The following is a 22,594-nucleotide window of genomic DNA, read 5'->3' on the forward strand; positions in this document are numbered from 1 at the left end:
AGGATGCCAATGATTATTTTTCCGGCAATTGATCTTAAAGACGGCAAAGCGGTACGTCTTACAAAAGGGTTAATGGAGAGTGCTAAAATCTACTCCGATACCCCATGGGAACTCGTTAAAACATTTGAAGAGATGGGGGCAGAGTGGGTTCATTTGGTTGACTTGAACGGTGCTTTTGCGGGAGAGCCGAAAAATTTGGAGCAGATCCGTGCCATTCGTGAAAATTGCAATGTTAAATTACAACTCGGCGGCGGGATTCGTGATGAAGCGACGATAAAACGCTATTTGGAGTTGGGGATAGATCGGTTGATTCTAGGTTCTATTGCCCTTCGTGATCCTGAATTTGTCAAATCAATGGCGGCTAAGTATCCTATTGTCGTCGGGATCGATGCGATTGACGGTTATGTTGCGGTTGAGGGATGGGGTGAAGTAAGTACGATGAAAGCTGCTGACTTGGCGCGTGCGTTCGCAGATGCGGGGGTAGAAGCGATAATTTGTACCGATGTGGGACGTGACGGTACACTTTCGGGCGTAAATGTCGATTTTACCCTTGAAATTGCCAGAGCCTCAGGAATTCCGACGATTGCTAGCGGCGGGGTAAAAGATGGCAGTGACATTGAAGCTTTGCTAAAAAGCGGTGAAGTTTCCGGCGTAATTGTCGGAAAAGCATTTTATGAGGGTAGAATTGACCTCAATAAGTTTTTTTAAACTTACCGCAAAGTTGGTTAGGTTATTATTAGGTATTAATTCTGTAAAAATGTATCAACAAAAGGACGTGCTTTGAAATTATTGGTTGTAGATGATAGTTCGACAATGCGCCGAATTATCAAAAATACACTTTCACGCCTCGGTTATGAGGATGTATTAGAAGGTGAAGACGGAGTTCAAGGATGGTCAGTTCTGAATGAAAATCCCGATATGGGAATGTTGATTACAGACTGGAATATGCCGGAGATGAACGGTTTGGAATTGGTTAAAAAAGTACGTGCGGATGCTCGCTTTACGGATCTTCCGATCATTATGGTAACCACAGAAGGTGGAAAAGCGGAAGTTATTACCGCTCTTAAAGCAGGGGTAAATAACTATATTGTTAAACCGTTTACTCCTCAAGTTCTCAAAGAAAAACTCTCCGCTGTACTCGGTACTGAGGGTTAATGCAAGATCACTATTATATGTTGGTGGTTAAACCATCATCCCATATCGAGTTATTTAGTGATTTTCTTGTGGATGTATTGCCGGTCGGATTTGAAGAGATCGATGAGGGATTTATTATCCGTAGTGAAGAAGACCTAGAGACGGTCATGTGGGGAATCGAGCAGTTCGCTGAAGCGCTTCAACGTGCACTAGGTGAGGTCGTTGATGTCGAGATGACGCTCACAAAAGAAAAGAACGACGATTGGATTGCACAGTATCAACAGGGAATTACCCCTATCGAAATTGCACCGTTTTATATCCACCCGACATGGGAAGCACCGAAAGAAGGGATGCTGAACATCGCTATCGACCCTGCATTAGCGTTTGGCACGGGGCACCATCCTACAACCGCTTCATGTTTACGCGGAATTGCCAAGTACGTAAAAGCCGGTGATGAAGTGATGGATGTCGGGTGTGGAAGCGGTATTTTGGCGATTGCCGCAATCAAAAAAGGTGCGTTTGTTGATGCGTGTGATACCGACCCTCTCTCGGTAGAGAATGCCATGGTCAATGCGGAACAAAACTCTATTGCTTACCGCCGCCTTTGGGAAGGGCCGATTAATGAAACGGCTGAAAAATATGATGTAATCATTGCCAATATCGTTGCCGATGTATTGGTATTTATCGCGAGTGATCTTAAAAAACGGTTACGTGAGGGGGGGATAATAATCCTCTCAGGGATTATGGATAAATATGAAGATAAAGTTCTCCGCGCATACAAAAGTTTTGAATTAACAGAACGTCTTGTTGAAAACGAATGGGTGACCCTTGTGGTAACTCAAAAAGGAAATGAATAATATGGCTCAAAACGAATCGAACCCGAATCCGGATAAAAACGGTAATTTTTTTAATAAAAATCCTTTAATCACTTTTGCTATTTTTTCAATTGTTGTTATTATCCTTTTTAAAGCGCTCATCGGTGATGAGAATGACCTCTCCGGAAAACTTGGAGGTCAAAGTGTTACCCGTACTCAAGAGATCAGTTATGCAGATCTTAAACGACTTATCCAAAATAAACAAGTAGAAAAAGTATCTATCGGACAAACGTATATTCGGGCTATCGGAAATGACGGAACGGGAAAAGTCGCTTACACTACGCGCATTGTAGGACCTGATTCCACTCTTATCCCGTTACTTGATGAAAAACAGATCAATTACGTCGGGTTTTCTGAAAGTAACTGGTTTACCGAAATGTTCGGATGGCTTTTTCCGTTCTTAATTATTATTGCAATTTGGATGTTTTTTGCGGGACGAATGCAAAAAAGCATGGGCGGCGGCATCTTGGGGATGGGGAATTCTAAAAAACTGATCAACTCTGAGAAGCCGAAAACCAAATTTGATGATGTTGCCGGAGCGCAAGAGGCAAAAGAAGAGGTTTTGGAGATTGTTGATTTCTTGAAATTTCCGGATCGTTATGTTGAGTTGGGTGCCAAAATTCCTAAAGGGGTATTGCTTGTAGGGAGTCCGGGGACCGGTAAAACATTGCTTGCTAAAGCAGTCGCAGGAGAGGCGGAAGTTCCGTTTTTCTCCGTATCGGGTTCTAGCTTTATTGAAATGTTTGTCGGTGTCGGTGCGGCGCGTGTACGTGATTTGTTTGAACAAGCGAAAAAAGATGCTCCGTCAATCATTTTTATCGATGAAATCGATGCTATCGGTAAAAGCCGTGCAGCTGGCGGTATGATGGGGGGAAATGATGAACGGGAACAAACCCTAAATCAGCTTCTTGCAGAAATGGACGGATTCGGTACCGATACGCCGATCATTATTTTGGCGGCAACCAACCGACCTGAAATTCTTGACCCCGCTCTTCTTCGTCCGGGTCGATTTGACCGTCAAGTATTGGTAGATAAACCCGATTATCAAGGACGTATCGACATACTTAACGTCCATGTCAAAGGGGTCAAACAAGATGCGGATGTTGATCTCGAAGAGATTGCCCGTCTCACTGCAGGTCTTGCGGGAGCCGATCTAGCTAACATTATCAATGAAGCGGCACTACTTGCCGGACGTAAAAGCCAAAAAACAGTTCGTCAAGCGGATATGCGTGAAGCCGTTGAGCGTGCGATTGCCGGATTGTCCAAGAAAAGTCGTCGAATTGATGAAAAAGAGAAACGGATTGTGGCTTACCATGAAAGTGGACATGCCTTGCTGGCTGAGACCACTAAGGGAGCAAAAAAAGTCTCTAAAGTCTCTATCGTTCCTCGAGGATTGGCGGCATTGGGGTACACCCTTAATACCCCTGAAGAGAATAAGTATTTGATGCAACGTCATGAACTTTGGGCCGAAGTCGATGTTCTTTTAGCGGGACGTGCGGCGGAAGAGGTCTTTATCGGGGAGATTTCTACCGGTGCTGCAAACGATTTAGAGCGCTCTACCGATATAATCAAAGCAATGGTGCAAATGTACGGTATGAGTGACGTCGCAGGTTTGATGGTATTAGAAAAACAGCGTAGTACTTTCCTTGGCGGCGGAATGACACAAGGGCGTGAATACAGTGATAAAATGGCTGAAGATATGGATACTTTTATCAAGCAATCTCTTCAAACACGTTATGTCGAAGTCAAAAATCGTTTAGAAGAGTATAAAGGTGCCATTGAGAAAATTGTTGAGCTTCTTTATGCCAAAGAGAATATTTCAGGTGATCAGGTACGTGAGATCATTGAGGTATACGAACTGGAAAATAACATCGAGACGAAGCTTGAACCGCGTAAAGAGACCCCTTCAAGTAAAAAAATAGTGATAGACGATTAAAAAAAGGAGACAAAGATGAGCGTTCAAAACGATACCTTTATCCTCTCTTCTCGGGGATGGCTTTTATCAGGCGTGATCGGCGCTTTCTTTTTGTTTTTTACAATGACCGAATTGCACCTTTTTCAGTTTATTACGGGTGCATTATTACTGGCCGTTTTGATGATTTTTCGCAATCCTGAACGTAATACCTCTGTCACGGAAGCAGATGCGATCATTAGTAGTGTTGATGGCGTAGTATTATCCATAGAAGAGACTTTGGTGGATGATCATAAGATGTCAAAAGTGACCATTATGAACTCACTTTGGGATGTTTCAATGCTTCGTGCTCCCTTTGACTGCGCCGTAGAAGGATTTAAAATCCGCCATGGTGCATCGTTACCGCTTTATAATCCTCTTTCCGATACGTTGAATGAAAAAGCAGTTATTTCGTTCCGTTCATCAAAAGGGGATGAAATCTACATCGAACATCTAAGTGAGCAGAGCTGTTTTCCGATAGGTATTGAAGTGGAAAAAAGCCAAAAACTCAAAGAAGGCGGTCGTTACGGTTTCTTAGCCAAAGGGCGAAGTGTTATTTACTTGCCTGAGAATACCCGTTTGAATATTAATGCCGGATCTACCGTTCGTGCGGGTGAAAGTGTTATTGGATATCTAAACGCTGCCTAAGTGCTGAAGTGAAGAAATCTCTTCGCTTCTCTTTGTTGTGCAAAAGGAGTTTTCTATGCGTCAAACCCCTCCCCCTATCGCGTACCTTCTCCCTAACCTTTTTACGGCGGCTTCTATTTTTACCGGATTTTATGCAATTGCTTTGGCTTATGAAGGTGCTTTTGAACCAGCGGCTTGGTTTATCTTTTTAGCCCTTGTTTTTGATGGGCTGGACGGGCGAGTTGCGAGAATGACCAATACGGCAAGCCATTTTGGGGTTGAATTTGATTCGCTTGCCGATATTGTTGCTTTTGGTGTGGCTCCTGCATTATTACTCTATTTGTATATCGGTGAGTTCTATGGTAGGATAGGTATTGTTGTAAGCGCATTATTTATTATCTTCGGTGCAGTGCGATTAGCCCGATTTAACGTCATGACCTCTCGAATTGAGCCGAGTGTTTTTATCGGTTTACCGATACCTACGGCCGCAATTATGATATCAATCGCTATTTTATTGCTAGAGCATTACCGTGAAATCACCGACTTAAAAATATTGCTCCTTCCCTTCGCCGTTATTTTATCAATATTGATGGTGAGCAATATTCGCTATCCGAGTTTTAAAAAAATGAACTTTAAAACATTCCATTTGATGCGTTTTTTGGTAGTGCTCATTGTGATCGCCATGGGGGTATTTATTTATCCGATAGAAGCTTTGGCAATACTTGCAGCGGGATATTTGCTTTATGGACCTCTGCGTGCCTCTTTTTATTTACTAAGACGTCTTATTTACAGAGGGTGATGTTTTTTAGGCTCATTAGCGAGTTTTTCGGTATCAATTTCGAAATCAAAATAGCGGGAGATAAAGCCGGTATTTCCCATTTTAATCAGTTGGTTGACTGCAGCAGGGTTATTATAAATCTGCATATAAAGAAGTGCAAGCGCGTAGCGAGTCTCTAAATAGGCTGGATTTTTGAGTTTAGAGAGTTCTAAAAGTGCAATCGCATTTTCATAATGTTCTGAGCCGATAGAAGCGGATGCACCCATAAATAGAGTATGTTCATCCCGAATTTTATGGGTATCAATGAGCTGATTGTAGAGGGTATACGATTTTTCAAAATCTTGATTGTAGAAGTAGGCTTGTGCCAATGCTCCGACAATATCAGTTGTATGATCTGCCGTTATTTGAAGTCTGCTTTCAAGACGCTGGATAAAAGGGGTAAGTTGTCCGGTCATTACCGACATAAGGATCGCTTTATCCCGAGTTAATTGAGGACCGAAGTAGAGATCATCATAATGAAAAGATTGTTTTTTGAGATAGTTGATTGCCGATGTGGCAAATGCTTTTGGCTTTTGATCGCTGAAATGGGTATCTATAACCATCAGATGGGGAAGGATATCGTGCGGTTGAAGTTCAGATAATTTTTTGGCACTTAGACGTGCTATATCATTTTGATCCATCTCCGTAGCAATAGCAACGTTAAGAGCAAGATAAAGAGGACGCACTTTATAGGTGTTATCGAGCCATTTAGATGCGCTAGGCATATTGTTTTGGGTGATGTCTAATAAAGTACGGTAAAGCTCAAATTCCTCTTTCTCAGGCTCTTGGGAGAGATTATCTTTAAGAATAGAGGTGAGTTTCGGATTACTTTTACCAATCATGTCCGAACACATTATGGCAAAAATACCGGACATATAATTGTTAGCATCAAGATAATAAGAGCGTAAGAAGTGATCATGCGCTTTTGACATATCACCCATTTGTGCATAGGTTAGAGCTAAATTGTAATGCAAAATAGAATGTTGAGGATTACGTTTTAAAAGTTGAATAAGCTGTTGATTGGCATCTCTGAGGCGAAATTTAAGCGCTTTTTGTATCGAAAGAGCTATACCGTAATCGACACTGGAAGCACTTGAACTGGTTTGAAGATACTCTTTTGCCGTGGCAATATCATCAATATAGATATTGGCATTTCCTTTTTGAATATAGCGGAGAGTTTGGTCTGCATTAAAAATTTTATAAGGGGTAAAATAAAAGATACTTTGATAAATTTTTAGACGATTATCTTGTTTTGAGTCTCGATAGAGACGTTGAATGTCATCTGGATTATAGAGAGACGGTTTTAAAAAGACACGGATCGGATAGGGGGTATAGACTTCATTCGGGTATTCATCGGTAGTTTGTTTAATTAATTTAGCCGCATCTTCATGAAGGCCTGATTTGAGATTAATGAACGCTAATGCCAGTCGCTCTTGGATCGGTTTGTCATTTTGTAAAATCGCATCGTTTAAATATTTTTTTGCCGAGGGTAAATCTCCGAGATTCCCGTACATAAGTCCCAATGAAAAAGAATCTTCTTCTTGAAACATATTTTCCATGGCGCTGATAGCATCGCGGAAGCTTCCGAACATGGCACTGATTTTAGCGCGAAGTTTGTTTTGTGTTGTTTGGTACTCTTCAGTCGTAGGGTGCTTTAAAGCGCTCAGAGCTTCGAAGTAATTTCCTTTGTAATAGTTGATCAGGGCATAATAATACGAGTACATCGGAGAGTTACTCTCTTGGGGGAGATAGGAATGGGCCATATTCATATAATAATTGAACTCTTTTTCCCGTTTTAAATGGAGACAGCACACCGCTGCATTGATGGCACTGACGCATCGATTTTCACTGTTGGCGATTGAACGTTTGAAATTCTCCAATGCTTCTTGGTATTCACCTTCTTTGAGTTGAACGACACCTAGATTGTATTGGGATATCGCTTCGGAGTAGAGGGCTATTTTTTCATACAGCTTTAGTGCTTCATTCGCATTTCCGTTTGCGTAAAGATAGTTGGCACGCTCAATCATACTCTCCAGTTCACTGGGCTCAATGATGTTGTCTTCTTGAGAAGGTTTTGCTTTTTCGATCGGTTGCTCATGGGTTGGTTGCGCCGATTTTTCAGAACCGGATGTGAGTAAAAAAATCATACCGGCAGCTCCTAAAAGGAGCGTAAGTACAAGTGCGGCCAAGATAATAATTTTTTTATTTTTGAGCAGACTCGGTTTTTCACTGATCGGTTCAGCCGCTGCCGCTGCCGTTTTTTCGACACCGGCTGCATCTGCCTCTTCAATAATAATTATCTCTTCTTGATCTTCTGCCATGGCCTCTCTTTAACCCTTTAGAGGTATTTTTGCAATACAGTCGGAATGGTAATAGTCCCGTCTTCGTGCTGGAAATTTTCCATAATAGCTATCATCGTCCGTCCGACCGCTAAACTTGAACCGTTTAGGGTGTGAGCAAGGATATTTTTTCCCTCTTCCTTGTAGCGGATCTTCGCACGACGGGCTTGGAAATCTCTTGTATTGGAGACAGAACTGATTTCACGGTAGGTATTTTGTCCCGGTAACCATACTTCCAAATCGACGGTACGTGCCGCACCGAAACCTAAATCTCCCGTACAGAGAGTGACGAGACGGTGAGGGAGACCAAGAGCACTCAGGAGATCGGAAGCACACGCAACCATCTCTTCAAACACAGCGTCACTTTGATCGGCACGGGTGATCGAGACGAGTTCAACTTTGTGAAACTGATGCTGACGGATCATCCCGCGCACGTCACGACCGCCGGAACCTGCTTCTTTACGGAAACATGAGGTGTATCCCGTCATTTTGATCGGCAAATCGGCACCGTTTAAAATCTCATCTTGATAGAGGTTGGTGAGAGGGACTTCCGCCGTCGGGATGAGATAAAGCTCTTCCTCTTCGACTTTGAACAAATCATCTTCAAACTTCGGAAGCTGACCCGTCCCCTCTAATGCGCGGCGGTTGACGAGCATCGGAACGCTGAACTCTTCGAAACCGCGTTCACGGTTAAAATCGAGCATGAAATTGATCAATGCGCGCTCTAATCGTGCACCCATACCGCCCACAACGCTGAAACGGCTTTTGGCGAGTTTGACACCGCGCTCAAAATCGATCCAGCCGTTTTGCTCCGCCAATTCCCAGTGCTCTTTAGGAGTAAATGTGAATGTTGGAGGGGTGAGAACTTTGCGGATTTCGATATTATCGTTTTCATCCGCACCGTCGGGTACGTCTGCATCGGGAATGTTCGGAACACGCATAATGATCGCATCGAGGGATTCTTCGGCGGAGCGTTGTGTATCGAGGAGATCATTGAGGGTTACTTTGTTCGCATCGACTTCGATTTTCAACTCGTCGGTACTTTTTCCCTCTTTTTTATACTGACCGAAAAGTTTACTCAACTCATTTTGTTTGGCCTGTAATGTCTCGTAAGCGAGTTTAGCGGTTTTGAGGGTTTCATTGGCGGATTTCAGTTCAGCGATTATTTCCGCTGAGACTTTTTTACGCATGAGCGCAGAAGCGGTTTCGTCAAAATTTTTCTGGAGAAGTTTTACATCGATCATAAGGGAATATTCCTGCTGTTTAATAATGATCGATTATAGCCAAAAGAGGCTGAAAATTGTTCTCTCTATGATCATAATGAAGGCATATTACGATAAGTAAAATCAGACAATATTTATTTTGTCAAAACAATTGACAAATTATTTTTTGTCTTGTGTAACAAGCATGATTTTACTGTAAACTATCTGTACTAAAATACAATGCTGACGAGATGTAAAATGGAAGAAAAACAAGCTATTTGGGAAGATGATTTATTAAACCGACGGAATGAGGGCAAATTTCTGTCCGAATATCTTTTAAAGCGTTATGCAAACACACCAAATAAGCCTTTTGTATTAAATATCAATGCCGAATGGGGATTTGGAAAAACCTATTTTTTAAAAAACCTTTCCAAAGAACTTGCAACACAAAAACATCCTGTCATCTATTTTGATGCATGGCAAAACGATTATTCAGATCAGCCGCTTTTAGCTTTTATCTCACAAATAAATACTTCGTTAAGTCCTTTTCTTACTAAAAGTAAAAAAGGTCAACAACTATTTACGAAAGTGTGGAATACATCAAAAAAACTTCTCATTCCCATGCTTGTCAAAAATCTTACAGGATTAACATATGATCATTTCAATGAAGAGTCTGATGATAGCAACGAAAATGCAAAAAATGAACAAGAAATAGAAAAAACTGATCATAATTCAACAAAGGACTCAGTGGAATCGGTGTTTTCAAAATTAGCCGAATCAGCATTGGTGGATCATGAAACCGTTCGTAAAAGCATCATTACTTTTAAAGAGAATATGGCGAAATTATTAAGTTATATTGATAAAAATATTTCATCTAAACAATTGCCGATGTTTGTTTTTATCGATGAGTTAGATCGATGTCGGCCTAGTTATGCAATTGAGTTGCTCGAAAACATCAAACATATTTTTGATATTCCAGGAATAGTCTTTGTCATCGCAACCGATTCGAAACAACTTTCACACTCCATCAATGCTGTTTATGGGCAAAACTTTGCATCTGAGCGCTATTTAAAACGTTTTTTCGATCAAGAATACAACCTAACTAAACCAGATAATTATGCTTTTGCCCATTATCTTTTTGAACTTCACGGTATTACCAAAAATGAGAAACTATTTTCACCTTTGGAACAAGATTTATACAAAGACAAAGACCTCAATGTTGAGCTGTTTACTCTCTATGCCAGTTTTTTCAAATTGAGTTTGAGAGATCAAGAACAAGTTGCGACAGTTTTATCAGCAATTGTGTTGACATGGCAAAGTTCTGAATCTATACACTTGGGATATTTGCTGTTTTTGATAATGCTAAAACAACATTCTAATACTGAGTTTGATAAGTATATTGAAAGTAACAAAAAAGAGTCATTCTTTAGAGACAGTATGGATCAATTAAAACTCAATTTGACAATTAAATTTCAATCAAATGTAGTAACTTATGAGCAGGGAGTTTTTCTGAGAGAACGAAGGATAGAGTCCTACTCGGTAAGTGACTTAATTAATACATATTTTTCATTTTTAAACGAAGATTTGAATAAATTATATGAAAGAAAACAAAACGGTACATTTGTATATTCTAATATTATTAATCGATTAGTTGCTGATATTCAACAAAACAATCATGTAACAATAATAGCAGACAAGTCTAATGTTTATCCAAATCTTGTGTTGCGAGCGGGACAGTTATCATAAAGATAAAAATGATTAGCTCAAAATCGCCTTGGCGAGTTCAAACTGATTGGCCGTCATAATATGGATTTTCGGATGGAGTGCTTTGAGCTCTTCAAAGAGTGTTTTACTCAGGTCAAAGCCGACTTTGTACTCTTCCTCAGGGCTGATGAGCGAAGCGGCTTCGAGTGCTTCGACCCATGTGCTGGGTACAAATATCCCAGGAACATTTTCATCCAAAAATCGTGCGGTACGGAGTTTCGTAATCGGAAAATAGCCCAAAACGAGGACGCACTCAGCACTGTTTTCACGGTTGGCTTCTGCCATCATATCGAGCAGTTTGCGGGCGTTTTCGAGATCGTAGACGGGTTGGGAGATAATGCCTATCGCCCCGTGCGCCACTTTTTTGGTCATTTTTTTCTGCAACGTCGTGGCACTTTTGGCATACGCATCGATAACGGCAAAGGGATAAATCTCTTGTACGGGGGCGAGGAGTTTTTGCTCCGCCAAGTCGGTTCCGTTGTTGAGGGTGGTGATGATGTCGAGGAGGAGTTTGCTGTTCCCCTCGAATACCCCTTTGGCATGCGGTTGGTCAGAATAATGAGCGCTGTCACCCGTGAGGGCGAGGATGGCGCGGACATTGGATTCATTTGCTCCGAGGAGATCGGATTGCAATGCGATACGGTTGCGGTCGCGCATGCTCATGGTTGCTAATGTAGGTTTTCCAAAGCGCTCTTGAAGTTTCATTGCCGCGAAAAGGGCGTTGTATTTGAGTTTGGCGAGAGGATTGTCGGTGGTACTGAATCCGTCGATGAGTTTATCAAGACCCAATGCGGCAATTTTTTCAATTGTCGGCTCAAACTGAGCTGAGCGTGATGGTGTCGTCTCAAGGGTGATATAGGTCTCGTGACGGAGTTTATGTATAAATGATTCGAACAAAAGCTACCCTTGGATATAATTGCGTCATTATAACAAACAGGATAGGCTCTTTTGATTAAATTAGCGGTATTTGATTTTGACTCTACTCTCATGGATGGAGAGACGATTGACTTTTTTGCGGAAGCGCTTGGAATCGGCGAGCAAGTGAGTACGATCACTGAGCGAGCGATGAACGGTGAACTCGATTTTTTCGAATCCCTCCAACAACGAGTGGGGCTTTTAAAAGGGTTGGAGTTTGGTCTTGTCGAAGAGATCTGCCAAAACTTGCCATATATGAACGGTGCGGTAGAGACAATCGCGGCACTGAAAGAGCGCGGTATTAAGGTTGTTTGTTTCAGCGGCGGCTTTAGAACGGCAACATCGTATGCGAAAGATATCCTCGGATACGATGCCGATTTTTCGAATGTTTTGCATTCGAAGGACGGAAAGCTCACGGGATTGGTCGGCGGCGATATGATGTTCGATTATTCCAAAGGGGATATGCTCGTCCGATTGCAAGGGCTTTTCGGAGTCGCCGCAGAGGAGACGATGGTGGTGGGGGATGGCGCGAATGATCGTTCTATGTTTGCTCATGCCGGAATCCGCGTCGCATTTTGCGCGAAAGAGATCCTCAAAAAAGAGGCGAATGTTATCATTGAGACGAAAGATCTCACCCAAATTATTACAAAGGTATTTTCATAATGTTAGAAAATTCATTGTGGCTCCGCTACAACCCGACGAAAACCATCCGCGAAGTATTGGCACGCCTTTATGAGTGCAGTGCGGTAGAGATCGGTGATGATGAACGTGCACTGTATGCATCTCTGAAACGTCACCTTACTAAAAAAGAGTTTAGAATGGTAATGATGAACGAAGCGGGAGTTTCGTCTGAAGAGATAGGTAAAGAAGTAGGGATGGCGGGCGAAGAACTTACCAAAGCACAATATAAGGCGTATCGTAAAATTCGCCAAGATAAAATTCGCTTGGAAGTCCGTGCGAGTAAAGTAAAAGAAGAAGTTGACACGAGTGTTGATGCAGAATAAAATGGGAGAGTTTGATACATTTTTGATAAAATATGCTAAAAAAGCATCATATTAACATTCGGTTAAAGCTCCATTTATTCTTTATCCGATATTATTAAGGGGTATCAAGACACCTTCACTGTTTTTTCGAAAATGTTGAAGGTGTCTTAAATCACTAATTTTCGAAGGAGAACGACATGAAAAAGTCAGCTTCATGCTTCCTTGCAGCGCTTGTAGCGTTAGGGATGATGAGTACAGTGGCATCTGCCGATGTAAAAAAAGGTCAAAAAGTTTATTTGAAAACCTGTAAAAATTGTCATGGTAGCGGTACTAAAGGTGCTGCAATGCATACACAAGACGAATGGGATGAATTGTTTGCAAACGGCGGAGCAAAAATCATTAAAGCACATGCTAATGACAAATCTGCAGCCTATTTCAACGGTGAGGCATTCAAAGGACAATCACAAGATTTACGCGACTTCTTGTTTGAATACGGTTCAGATTCAGGCAACGTTCCTTCTTGCGGTTAATCCCCTCATACCCCTCTTGGGGTATTCTCTCTACCTTTTTAGTAAACCTTCAATTTTTTTCTTTAGCATTAGAATTGCTTTAAACCCCAATGTCAATAATATCTTTAAACGTTTCATACATCCATTAGGCTACAATAAACCCGAATTAAAGGGATGAGCATGAAAATAGCAATATGTGGAATAAGCGGTTTTGTCGGAAGTGCACTCAAAGTTTTCTTTGAAAAAAGAGGGGATGAGGTATTTTCTTTAAGTATCCGAGCCGAGACATCGGTTGAGCTGGTTTCTCAAAAGCTAAACGGATGTGATGTCCTCATTAATCTTGCCGGAGCCAATATCTTGGGACGTTGGACGAAAGAGTATAAAGCGCTTTTACGACAAAGCCGTTTAGAGACAACGGCAGTGCTGGTCGATGCACTCGCAACATGCGAACATCCTCCCCATACCCTCTTAAACGCTTCAGCCGTTGGGATATACGATGCGTATCATCAGCATGATGAATTTTCCACTCATTTTGCAGATGATTTTTTGAGTCAATTGGTTCAAGATTGGGAATATGCCGCATTTCGTGCTCAATCGGAACGTACCCGTGTTTGTGCAATGCGTTTCGGTGTCGTTTATGCCAATGGGGGCGGAGCGATGTCTAAAATGCTCCCCCCTTTCAAATTTGGACTCGGCGGAAAAATGGGAGACGGATTTCAGATGATTTCATGGATCCATTTGGAAGATTTGGTGCGTGCGTGTGCTTTTTTAATCGATCATCATGAGATACAAGGTGTCGTCAATTTAACTTCGCCTGAACCGATCAGTAATTTGGAGCAGACCAAAGCGATAGGGCGGATTTTAGATCGACCCACTTTTTTTGATCTTCCGGCTTGGTTGGTGAAACTGGCATTCGGAGAAGGCTCTTCCGTAATGCTTGAATCCAAAGAGGTATATCCGAGGATTTTGCAAGATGCAGGGTTTAAGTTTTTGTACCCTACATTTGACAGTGCGATGGAAGAAATTGTTCACGTCCGAGCTTAAGGAGCTCTTCGTCGAGTTGATAAGGGTGGAGGGCTACTTCGCCAATCGTTTTAAAGTTGAAATGGCTTTTGTTATAGCAGATAATTGAATGACTTTTCCCTTCCATAAGAGCATCAATCGCGTAAGTAACAAATTTGTACGCCATCAATCGATCATAAACACTCGGGTTGCCTCCGCGCTGAATATGTCCTAAGACCGAAACCCGCGATTCAAACCCAAGCTCTTTTTCGAACCACTGTGCTACTTCGTCACTGCTAAGCGCTTCCGAGACAATCGCTATAAAGTAGTCACGCCCTTTAGCCACTTGTGATTTAAAGCACCCGGTGTATTCATCGATATTTATCGGAATTTCAGGGATAAGACACAGCTCCGCACCTGACGTAATCGCCGAAATAAGGGCAAGATATCCGCAGTTTCGCCCCATCGTCTCAATAACAAATGCACGATGAAATGAGGATGCGGTATCGCGTATCTGATCGATGGCATCTTTGATCACCCCCAGTGCCGTATCGACTCCCAGACAATAATCGGTGCCGTTGATATCATTATCAATCGTAGAGGGGATACCGCAAAAGGCGATTCCGCTCTCATGATAAAATCGCTCCATTCCTCGAAAACTGCCATCACCTCCCAGTACAATGAGTTTATCAATTCCGTGGGATCGGAGGTTTTCTGCGGCAAGTGCACGAAAAGAAGGTTCCAAAAACCGTTTAGATCGGGCTGAACCGATCTTAGTCCCCCCTCGTGTAATGATCCCGGCAACATCATGATAATCAGCGGGCATAATATGGTTATCTATGAGCCCTTCATACCCGTTACGGACAAAATAGGGTTGTAGGTTACGGGCATAGGCATATTCGACAAAGCGTTTGAGTGCCGGATTCATTCCCGATACATCTCCGCCTGAGCAGAGGATAGCGATTTTTTGATTCATTTTATCTCCTTGGCGATTGTTTTTAGCCATTCTATGCATTGACGGTTAAGTTCATGTTCACTCGATTTAAGGGCATTGATTCCCCCTGTTGCATTGGTTGAGGATGAGGGATAGGAGACAACAAAGCGTTTGGATGCAATCTGACGTTTACTCTGGGTATCGATGAGACGGTAGGTAATATCAATGTACCCATCACTTTTATCATTCAAAATACGATGGGTAAAGGCATCTAAATCGGATTCGAGTATCCAATCGGATTTAGCAACGGAAGTGGAAGGGGAGAGAGAGGTAAATACACCTTGAGCGTATAACGATGTGAGGAGGGAACGCTGTAACATGAGGGAGGGAGTATCACTCCAGCGGCTATAAAGATAAGCCCCGGTTTCACCGTTTTCATGAAGGTAAATAATGTTTTTACCGGAGAGAGAAGCTACCGATTTACTGAGAGCCACTGAGAGACTTTTTGAAGAGAGCGGAGCTTTGTCCTGATAAACGGTTTGGGTAGTGAGAAGTGTATATTCATTGATGGAAGGTGCGGAGCATCCCCACAGTGTAAAAAGTGCTATAAGATAAAGAGGGTAATGTCGCATCTATTATTCTCCCGGACCTGGTTTTGGAGGCGTTTTTTTAAACAGTAAATCAGAAGGGCTTTCTCTGAGCGAGCGTAACGTCATCTCCATTTCATTCGTAAGAGAACGGCTTTGTTCTAAGAGGGAGGTGAGTTCACTGCTTGCCGGAGCGATATTATAATCACCTCGATCGACACTCGCTTCAAGCTTTTTAATCAGTGTATGACTCTCTTTAGAGGTTGCTTCAAGCGAGTCTAAGGTTGTCGCCATTTTGGTTTGAACGAGCGTATTAAAATTACCCGAAGCGGTTTTAACGCTTCCGGCTGCTTCTTTCATCGCCCCCAAAGATTCGGATGCATTGTGCTCTAATGCGATACTCTGTGCCAATAAGGCTTTAATCTCTCCTTGATAACCGTCAATTTGGGCGGTTAATGAGCGTAAATTTTCAAGGGATCGGGCAACGTTATCAACATTTTTATCACTGAAGAGTCTGTCGGCTCGATCAAGGGTTGTCGAGAGTTTGGAGGCAACATCGCTGAGAGATTCATCAAGACGCTGGATTAACGAAGGGCTAGAAGGGATAGTAGGAACATTTTCATTTCCGTTTGCAAGGAGTGGGGCACCTTTTGAACCGCCGGCAATTTCAATAAAAGCAAGTCCTGTAATACCGTAAAATTTCAAGATAGCATTAGAGTCGGTTTTGATAGGGGTCTCTTTTTTTATTTTTAGGGTCAACTCGACCTCTTCACTATTTCGGGGGTTAATACGGATCGATTCGACTTTTCCGACATCCACCCCGTGAAATTTTACAGCCGCTTCAGGTGCAAGCCCTGAAACCGATTCGGTGATAAAAACCTTGTAGCGACGGTATTGCCGTTCATCCTGATTGTATTTGCCGAGCCAAAATGCAAACGCAACGAGAGCGACGATAAAGAGGACGATAAAGACACCGATGGCCGTATAATTAACGCGTGATTCCATGCTGACCCTTTTGAAAAAAATAATCAATAATCGGATGATCGATTGCGAGAACCTCTTTGAGAGTCCCCTCCGCAATCGCTTTTTTCTCGCCTAATAAGGTGAATCGATCCACAATATGATGAATTGTATCCAAATCATGGGTCACCATGATGACGGTAAGTCCCAAAAGATCACGTAATTGTTGAATTAAAGCATCAAACTGTCGTGAACTTAGCGGATCGAGTCCGGAAGTGGGTTCATCCAAAAAAAGGAGTTTTGGATCAAGGGCAAGGGCGCGTGCTAGTGCCGCTCGCTTAACCATTCCTCCGCTGAGCTGGGAAGGGTAGAGGTGTTTTGCATGAGGTGGAAGCCCGACAAGATTAATTTTGAGTTGAATAAGTTCATCAATAAGTTTGGGAGGGAGATCGGTATACTCCGTATATAGGAGGGCAATATTTTCTCCGACGGTAAGAGAGGAATAAAGTGCACCCGATTGGAAGAGTACACCCCATGAACGACGAAGTCGGATTGCTTCAAGCGGAGTTAGGGTAGAAAGATCATGCCCCAATACTCGGATAGTACCGCTTTGTGGACGTTCTAAGAGTATCATTTCACGCATCAGAGTTGATTTTCCGGAGCCGCTTCCTCCTAAGAGAGCATAGATTTCATTGCGATGTACGGTACAGTTGACATGATCGTGAATGAGATTTTCTCCGAATGAAGTGACAATATTACGAACTTCAATGATAGGGAGAGTCACAGTTTTAGCTCCGTTAAGAGGATCGAAAAAATGGCGTCGCAGGCAATGACCAAAAAGATGGAGTTTACAACACTTTTTGTTGTGTATTGCCCGATACTCTCCGTATTCATGGAAACTTGAAATCCTCGATACGTACTCACAAACGCGATCAAAAAGGCAAAAAACGGCCCTTTGAATATTCCGATAAGGTAATGTTTCAGTGCCAATGCACCTTGCAAACGATTGATAAATTCAGTAAAACTCAAATTAGATTGAGCGTTTGCAATCACCATTCCTCCGAAAATTCCTACCATATCGGCAAAGAAAATAAGGAGTGGCATAACGATCATGAGTGCGAAGACCCTCGGCCATACCAAAAAGGTAAAAGGGTCAAATCCCATGGTTTTCATCGCATCGATCTCTTGCGTCATTTTCATGGCACCGATTTGAGCGGTAAATGCCGAACCGCTTCGCCCTGCAACAACGATGGCCGTAATCAAAGGTGCGAGTTCGCGGGTAAGGGATATTCCGATCATATCGACAATAAAAATGTCGGCGCCGAATTTTTGAAGCTGTACGACACTTTGATAGGCTACTACGACACCAATCAAAAATGCGCTGATGGCGATAATCGGTAGGGCCTTTGCTCCGGTTTCCAAGATATGAACCCCGATTGAACGGTAGCGAATGAGTTGAGGATGCCGAAGGGTAAAAAACAGCAGTATGAAAGCTTCTCCTAAAAAGGAGAGAAAAGCTCCAATCCCTAAAAAACTAAAATGGGCTTCTCTTCCCAGCCGATAAAGCCAAGAGGGTAAGTCGGGGGGAGGAGAATCTTGGAACGGTTTGGAGTAAAGAAGACGGTAGAGATGGGAATGTTCATTACGGATGCCGATTGTTTCACATTGGTGTCCCTTTTGTTCAAAGAGACGATTGTTCAGTTGCCACAATGCAATTCCGGCTGAATCGATTTCAGATATCTCGGCTACATCCCAAAGAATCGTTGGTTGAAGAGTAAGGTTTTCAAGTTGATCCGAGACCTCTGAGAGATTTTCGATGGTCCAATTTCCTTTGCACTTAAGAAGGGTTTGGATCGAATCATGGGTAATAGTTAGTGATGCCGGAATTACACTTTGCATCTTTTATTATAACGCATTCTATAAATCTTAAGTCACATTTTTTGTGACTTTTTCACGTTTTTTTGACGGATTAAAAGTGTATGTTACGAGGTGGCATAGTGTTTGCTTTTTAGGGAGTTAATACAAACATTTTTTCAAGGATTTATATGGTTAAACATCTATGTGCACTTCTTTTTGGGTTTTCACTCACCCTCAACGCTCAGATCGATAAAAATGAGCTGGGTAAGCTTGAAGTCGAAGCATTACTGGTTAAAGATATGACCTCTAATCAGATGCTTTATTCGAAAGAACCGTTCAAAGAGGTTCAACCTGCCAGTCTCACTAAAGTGATGACGGTTATGTTGGCGATTGAACACGGCAGCCTTAAAAAACCGATTACGATTACACGGGAAATGACCAAAGTAGAGCCGACGATAGCGGGATATCGCAGAGGCGATGTGATCCTTATGGAAGATTTGATCAAAGCGGCGATGATCAAATCGGATAACGATGCGGCTAAAGCGATCGCGATTACAGTCGGAGGATCGGAAGAGCATTTTGTTGAGATGATGAATGCCAAGGCCAAAAAAATCGGGATGAATCACACATCATTTAGCAATCCGTGCGGATACGATACCAAAGGGCACTACTCCACTCCCAAAGACCTCATGAAAATGGCCGAGTATGCGATCAAAAACCGCAAGTTTAATGAAATCAGTAAAATGAATGAACACCGATACCGTGCACTCAATAAAAACCGCGAATTTTATGCCTACACCCATAACCGTCTTTTGAACCGCTACCAGTATGCGGTCGGGATCAAGACGGGTTACACTGCTAAAGCGGGACCATGTTTGATCGCACGGGCAAAAAAAGACGGCAAAGATTGTGTGATTGTGATGATGAATGCTAAAGGGGATCGATGGAAGACCGCTAAAAATATATTTGAGCAGGTACTAAACAGTTAGATACTGAGTAATGAAACTTTTATAAATCTCTTGTTTCTTTTCGAATTTCATCGCTGCATGGGCAGGTGAAGTGGAGGGGAGCAATACTTTCTCTATTTTCAAATCTTTAAAATACTTTTCAAACAAATCGTGGCTTTTTTTACCCGTAAAGGCAATGACTTGGATATTCGGATAATCGTTTAGTAGCTTTTCAAAATCGTTAGGAATACAGTTTTTTAAATTCGTATCGCTTGAGTTACTTCGTTCACAGGTTGCGATTACATCCCACAATCCGATCCCTTTTTCCAGACAAAATATTTTTTTCATCTCATTGGTTTCTAAACGGACATCAAAAATCGCTTTGAGTATCGGCCAAAACGCGTTGCGCGGATGGGCGTAGTAAAAGGCTTGCTCAAATGAGGCGATGCTGGGGAAACTGCCGAGGAAAAGAATACGGGTATGCTCATCAAGGATGGAAGGAAAGGGGTGAATATAGGATTTCATAGAAGAATTTTATCTCAATTTACCTTCCCCTAAACCACCTTTTGTTACAATTCCGCCATTAAATTACGGGTATCAGACCCATTCAAAGGAACTGCATGAAGCGTGCACTGCTCAGTGTCAGCGATAAAAGCAACATCGTTGAGTTTGCCAAATCTCTTATCGGTTTGGAGTATCAAATCATCTCTACGGGCGGAACCTACAAAATGCTCAAAGACGCAGGCGTAAGTGCCATCGAGATCGATGAGGTGACCAAATTCCCGGAGTGTTTCGAGGGGCGTGTTAAAACCCTCAATCCGTACATCCACGGCGGAATCTTGCACCGACGTGACAAACAATCGCACCTCGACCAAGCGGTTGAACTCGGTGTTGAGGCGATCGATTTGGTATGTGTCAACCTCTATCCGTTCAAAGCGACGATCGAAAAAACCGATGATTTCGAAGAGATTATCGAAAACATCGATATCGGCGGTCCTGCGATGGTGCGCTCTGCGGCGAAAAACTTTGACAGTGTTATCATCCTCACCGATCCATCCGATTATTCGCTGGTCCTCAATGCCATCACTAACGGTGAAAATACGGTTGAGTTCCGCCGTGATCTCATGATCAAAGCGTATGAGCACACTGCGGCGTACGATTCGATGATTGCCAACTACATGAACAAACGTTTCAACAACGGCATGGGGTCAAAACAGTTCATCGTCGGGAACAAAGTGATGGATACCCGTTACGGCGAAAACCCGCACCAAAAAGGGGGATTGTACGAGTTTGATACGTTTTTCTCTAAAAACTTCAAAACCCTCAAAGGGGAAGCAAGTTTCAACAACCTCACCGACATCAGCGGCGCAGTGAAAATCGCGGCGGCTTTCGGGGATGAAAATGCTATCTGTATCGTCAAACACGGTAACCCGTGCGGGTTTGCTATCCGTGAAAACCTCCTCGATGCGTACACCGAAGCGCTCAAATGCGATCCGATCTCCGCGTTCGGCGGTGTCGTCGCGGTTAACGGCGTCGTGACCAAAGCGTTGGCGGAAAAAATGAACGAAATGTTCCTCGAAGTGATCATTGCAGGCTCTATCGATGAGGAAGCGCGTGCGGTGTTTGAACCGAAAAAACGTCTCAAACTTTTCGAGTACGGAGCTAATCGCATTACCCTCAGCAACGACGCGATCGATTTCAAACACATCGACGGCGGATTTGTATTCCAAGATGCCGACCGTGTCACTTCTGAGGAAATTAAAAACGCAAAACTAGTAACCAAACACGTTGCAAGCGATGCGGCTTTGAAAGATGCCGAGATTGCTTATAAAGTGGCATCTCTCACCAAATCAAACTGTGTCGTCTATGTCAAAGATGCGGCAATGGTAGCGGTCGGTATGGGGATGACCTCTCGTGTCGATGCGGCGCGCTGTGCACTCAAAAAAGCCGAAGAGATGGGTCTGGATGTGAGCGGTTCGGCACTCGCTTCTGAAGCGTTTTTCCCATTCCGGGACTCTATCGATGCGGCGGCGGGTGCGGGGGTTAAAACCGTTATCCAACCGGGTGGTTCGGTACGTGATGAAGAGGTCATCGCGGCGGCGGATGAGCACGGTATGGCTCTCTATTTCACAGGCGTTCGCCACTTTTTACACTAAGAATAGTTGCGTCATATCGGCGCAATTGTTAATTCCTCCTTTTTCCCTATCTTACGAGCTCTTCTTTTTAACCTTGATTGACATTGACTCAAGTGTAATGCTATAATATTCAATAAATTAATTACTATGCAATGAATAGGATAAAAAAATGTCTAAAAGTTTATACACTACCCTTGAAATCGCTCCCGGTGCAAGTGAAGCCGAGATCAAAAAAGCATACCGAAAACTCGCACGCCAATACCACCCTGATGTGAACAAAGACCCGAAAGCAGAAGAGAAATTTAAAGAGATTAATGCGGCGTACGAAGTTCTCAGCGATAAAGAGAAACGCTCAAAATACGATCAGTTCGGTGACTCGATGTTCGGCGGACAAAACTTCCATGATTTTGCCAGAGGGCAGGGGGGGAATGTCGATCTGGATGATATTCTCCGTAACATTTTCGGTCAAGGCGGCGGTGGCTTCGGTGGAGGCGGTTTCGGCGGGTTTGGGGGTGGAAGCTTTGGCGGAGGCGGTTTTGGTGGAGGAATGAACCTCGATATCGACGCCAATGTAACGGTTCCGTTTGCAGTTGCCGTATTGGGTGGTAAGCATTCGATCAGCCTCTCAGGGGAGAGTTTTGATATCAAAATTCCCGCAGGGATCAAAAGCGGCGAAAAGCTCCGTGTTCGCGGAAAAGGGAAAAAACATGGATCGCAAGCGGGAGATCTCTATCTACGAATCGATGTTGCCGCTAATCCCGAATATGAGCGTGAAGGGGATAATCTGGTTAAAACTTTTAATGTTCCTCTTTATGCGGCACTTTTCGGCGGGAAAGTCGCTATTCAGACATTAGAAAAAGAGGTTACGCTGAAAGTTCCGGAAAACACCAAAAATGGTCAGAGATTCCGTCTCAAAGAGATGGGAGTATTGAACCGTCAGAGTAATATTCGCGGCGATTTGTATCTCAAAGCCAACATCGTGTTGCCTGCGGTTGATAAAATTGATCCTGATTTGGTTGAACAGATGAAACAATCTCTTCCTCAAGGAGCATAATC

23 protein-coding genes are annotated in these 22,594 nt (G+C 43.0%); 14 read left to right on the top strand and 9 right to left on the bottom strand.

The window, feature by feature from the left end; all coding sequences use genetic code 11:
* The first annotated feature begins 9 nt into the window (after positions 1 to 9).
* The 6 genes from hisA to pssA all read left to right on the top strand — a co-directional run bounded on the left by hisA (position 10) and on the right by pssA (position 5,386).
* On the top strand, positions 10 to 708 hold the full coding sequence (hisA, locus tag RMO68_RS10535) for a 1-(5-phosphoribosyl)-5-[(5-phosphoribosylamino)methylideneamino]imidazole-4-carboxamide isomerase (protein WP_310440714.1): 699 nt from the start codon (positions 10 to 12) through the stop codon (positions 706 to 708).
* Between the two features lie 72 nt (positions 709 to 780).
* Complete coding sequence (locus tag RMO68_RS10540; RefSeq protein ID WP_310440715.1) at positions 781 to 1,155, top strand: chemotaxis response regulator CheY; 375 nt, start codon at positions 781 to 783, stop codon at positions 1,153 to 1,155.
* Complete coding sequence (locus tag RMO68_RS10545; protein WP_310440716.1) at positions 1,155 to 1,991, top strand: 50S ribosomal protein L11 methyltransferase; 837 nt, start codon at positions 1,155 to 1,157, stop codon at positions 1,989 to 1,991. The genes RMO68_RS10540 and RMO68_RS10545 overlap by 1 nt, the downstream gene beginning before the upstream one ends.
* Position 1,992: 1 nt before the next feature.
* Complete coding sequence (gene ftsH / locus RMO68_RS10550; protein WP_310440717.1) at positions 1,993 to 3,945, top strand: ATP-dependent zinc metalloprotease FtsH; 1,953 nt, start codon at positions 1,993 to 1,995, stop codon at positions 3,943 to 3,945.
* A 15-nt stretch (positions 3,946 to 3,960) separates the two neighbouring features.
* Positions 3,961 to 4,608, top strand: a complete 648-nt coding sequence (locus RMO68_RS10555; protein ID WP_310440718.1) for a phosphatidylserine decarboxylase — start codon at positions 3,961 to 3,963, stop codon at positions 4,606 to 4,608.
* A gap of 55 nt (positions 4,609 to 4,663) precedes the next feature.
* A complete protein-coding gene (gene pssA, locus RMO68_RS10560; protein WP_310440719.1) occupies positions 4,664 to 5,386 on the top strand; it encodes a CDP-diacylglycerol--serine O-phosphatidyltransferase in 723 nt (240 codons plus the stop codon).
* Here the strand turns inward: pssA and RMO68_RS10565 are convergent.
* Together RMO68_RS10565 and serS are read right to left on the bottom strand one after the other, a co-directional pair.
* A complete protein-coding gene (locus RMO68_RS10565; RefSeq protein WP_310440720.1) occupies positions 5,374 to 7,725 on the bottom strand; it encodes a tetratricopeptide repeat protein in 2,352 nt (783 codons plus the stop codon). The two genes, pssA and RMO68_RS10565, sit on opposite strands and share 13 nt — an antisense overlap.
* 17 nt (positions 7,726 to 7,742) lie before the next feature.
* Positions 7,743 to 8,987: a serine--tRNA ligase gene (serS, locus tag RMO68_RS10570; protein ID WP_310440721.1), complete on the bottom strand. Its 1,245-nt coding sequence runs from the start codon at positions 8,985 to 8,987 to the stop codon at positions 7,743 to 7,745.
* Positions 8,988 to 9,203: 216 nt separating this feature from the next.
* Between serS and RMO68_RS10575 the strand changes: the two genes are divergently transcribed.
* Positions 9,204 to 10,691, top strand: a complete 1,488-nt coding sequence (locus RMO68_RS10575) for a P-loop NTPase fold protein (RefSeq protein WP_310440722.1) — start codon at positions 9,204 to 9,206, stop codon at positions 10,689 to 10,691.
* A 12-nt stretch (positions 10,692 to 10,703) separates the two neighbouring features.
* Here the strand turns inward: RMO68_RS10575 and RMO68_RS10580 are convergent, their stop codons facing one another.
* Positions 10,704 to 11,606 (bottom strand): methylenetetrahydrofolate reductase, encoded by a 903-nt coding sequence (locus RMO68_RS10580; protein ID WP_310440723.1) that lies wholly within the window; start codon positions 11,604 to 11,606, stop codon positions 10,704 to 10,706.
* Positions 11,607 to 11,657: 51 nt separating this feature from the next.
* Between RMO68_RS10580 and serB the strand changes: the two genes are divergently transcribed.
* The 4 genes from serB to RMO68_RS10600 all read left to right on the top strand — a co-directional run bounded on the left by serB (position 11,658) and on the right by RMO68_RS10600 (position 14,160).
* Entirely contained in the window at positions 11,658 to 12,287 is a 630-nt protein-coding gene (serB, locus tag RMO68_RS10585; RefSeq protein WP_310440724.1) for a phosphoserine phosphatase SerB, read from the top strand.
* On the top strand, positions 12,287 to 12,628 hold the full coding sequence (locus RMO68_RS10590) for a hypothetical protein (protein ID WP_310440725.1): 342 nt from the start codon (positions 12,287 to 12,289) through the stop codon (positions 12,626 to 12,628). Before serB ends, RMO68_RS10590 begins: the two co-directional genes overlap by 1 nt.
* 176 nt (positions 12,629 to 12,804) lie before the next feature.
* Entirely contained in the window at positions 12,805 to 13,137 is a 333-nt protein-coding gene (locus RMO68_RS10595; RefSeq protein WP_310440726.1) for a c-type cytochrome, read from the top strand.
* A 159-nt stretch (positions 13,138 to 13,296) separates the two neighbouring features.
* Positions 13,297 to 14,160: a TIGR01777 family oxidoreductase gene (locus RMO68_RS10600; RefSeq protein ID WP_310440727.1), complete on the top strand. Its 864-nt coding sequence runs from the start codon at positions 13,297 to 13,299 to the stop codon at positions 14,158 to 14,160.
* Here the strand turns inward: RMO68_RS10600 and RMO68_RS10605 are convergent.
* From RMO68_RS10605 to RMO68_RS10625, 5 genes are read right to left on the bottom strand one after another with little or no spacing between them, the layout of a single operon-like run.
* On the bottom strand, positions 14,114 to 15,094 hold the full coding sequence (locus RMO68_RS10605) for a 6-phosphofructokinase (protein WP_310440728.1): 981 nt from the start codon (positions 15,092 to 15,094) through the stop codon (positions 14,114 to 14,116). The genes RMO68_RS10600 and RMO68_RS10605 overlap by 47 nt on opposite strands.
* The gene (locus RMO68_RS10610) at positions 15,091 to 15,684 is read right to left on the bottom strand and encodes an ABC-type transport auxiliary lipoprotein family protein (protein ID WP_310440729.1); all 594 of its coding nucleotides are present in this window, start codon (positions 15,682 to 15,684) and stop codon (positions 15,091 to 15,093) included. The genes RMO68_RS10605 and RMO68_RS10610 overlap by 4 nt, the downstream gene beginning before the upstream one ends.
* A 3-nt stretch (positions 15,685 to 15,687) precedes the next feature.
* The gene (locus RMO68_RS10615; RefSeq protein ID WP_310440730.1) at positions 15,688 to 16,644 is read right to left on the bottom strand and encodes an MlaD family protein; all 957 of its coding nucleotides are present in this window, start codon (positions 16,642 to 16,644) and stop codon (positions 15,688 to 15,690) included.
* A complete protein-coding gene (locus RMO68_RS10620) occupies positions 16,628 to 17,383 on the bottom strand; it encodes an ABC transporter ATP-binding protein (protein ID WP_310440731.1) in 756 nt (251 codons plus the stop codon). Before RMO68_RS10620 ends, RMO68_RS10615 begins: the two co-directional genes overlap by 17 nt.
* The gene (locus tag RMO68_RS10625; RefSeq protein ID WP_310440732.1) at positions 17,380 to 18,498 is read right to left on the bottom strand and encodes an ABC transporter permease; all 1,119 of its coding nucleotides are present in this window, start codon (positions 18,496 to 18,498) and stop codon (positions 17,380 to 17,382) included. The genes RMO68_RS10620 and RMO68_RS10625 overlap by 4 nt, the downstream gene beginning before the upstream one ends.
* A 146-nt stretch (positions 18,499 to 18,644) precedes the next feature.
* Between RMO68_RS10625 and RMO68_RS10630 the strand changes: the two genes are divergently transcribed.
* Positions 18,645 to 19,445, top strand: coding sequence for a D-alanyl-D-alanine carboxypeptidase family protein (locus tag RMO68_RS10630; protein ID WP_310440733.1), 801 nt, complete (start codon positions 18,645 to 18,647; stop codon positions 19,443 to 19,445).
* On the opposite strand, the gene RMO68_RS10635 is transcribed toward RMO68_RS10630, so the two are convergent.
* Positions 19,434 to 19,928 (bottom strand): DNA-deoxyinosine glycosylase, encoded by a 495-nt coding sequence (locus RMO68_RS10635; RefSeq protein ID WP_310440734.1) that lies wholly within the window; start codon positions 19,926 to 19,928, stop codon positions 19,434 to 19,436. The genes RMO68_RS10630 and RMO68_RS10635 overlap by 12 nt on opposite strands.
* A 95-nt stretch (positions 19,929 to 20,023) precedes the next feature.
* Between RMO68_RS10635 and purH the strand changes: the two genes are divergently transcribed.
* Together purH and RMO68_RS10645 are read left to right on the top strand one after the other, a co-directional pair.
* Positions 20,024 to 21,559 carry a bifunctional phosphoribosylaminoimidazolecarboxamide formyltransferase/IMP cyclohydrolase gene (gene purH / locus RMO68_RS10640; protein ID WP_310440735.1) on the top strand — a complete coding sequence of 512 codons (1,536 nt, stop codon included), beginning with the start codon at positions 20,024 to 20,026 and terminating at the stop codon, positions 21,557 to 21,559.
* A 148-nt stretch (positions 21,560 to 21,707) separates the two neighbouring features.
* Complete coding sequence (locus RMO68_RS10645; protein WP_310440736.1) at positions 21,708 to 22,592, top strand: J domain-containing protein; 885 nt, start codon at positions 21,708 to 21,710, stop codon at positions 22,590 to 22,592.
* Positions 22,593 to 22,594 lie beyond the last annotated feature (2 nt).

Source organism: Sulfuricurvum sp. (assembly GCF_031427015.1).
Classification (GTDB): Bacteria; Campylobacterota; Campylobacteria; order Campylobacterales; family Sulfurimonadaceae; genus Sulfuricurvum.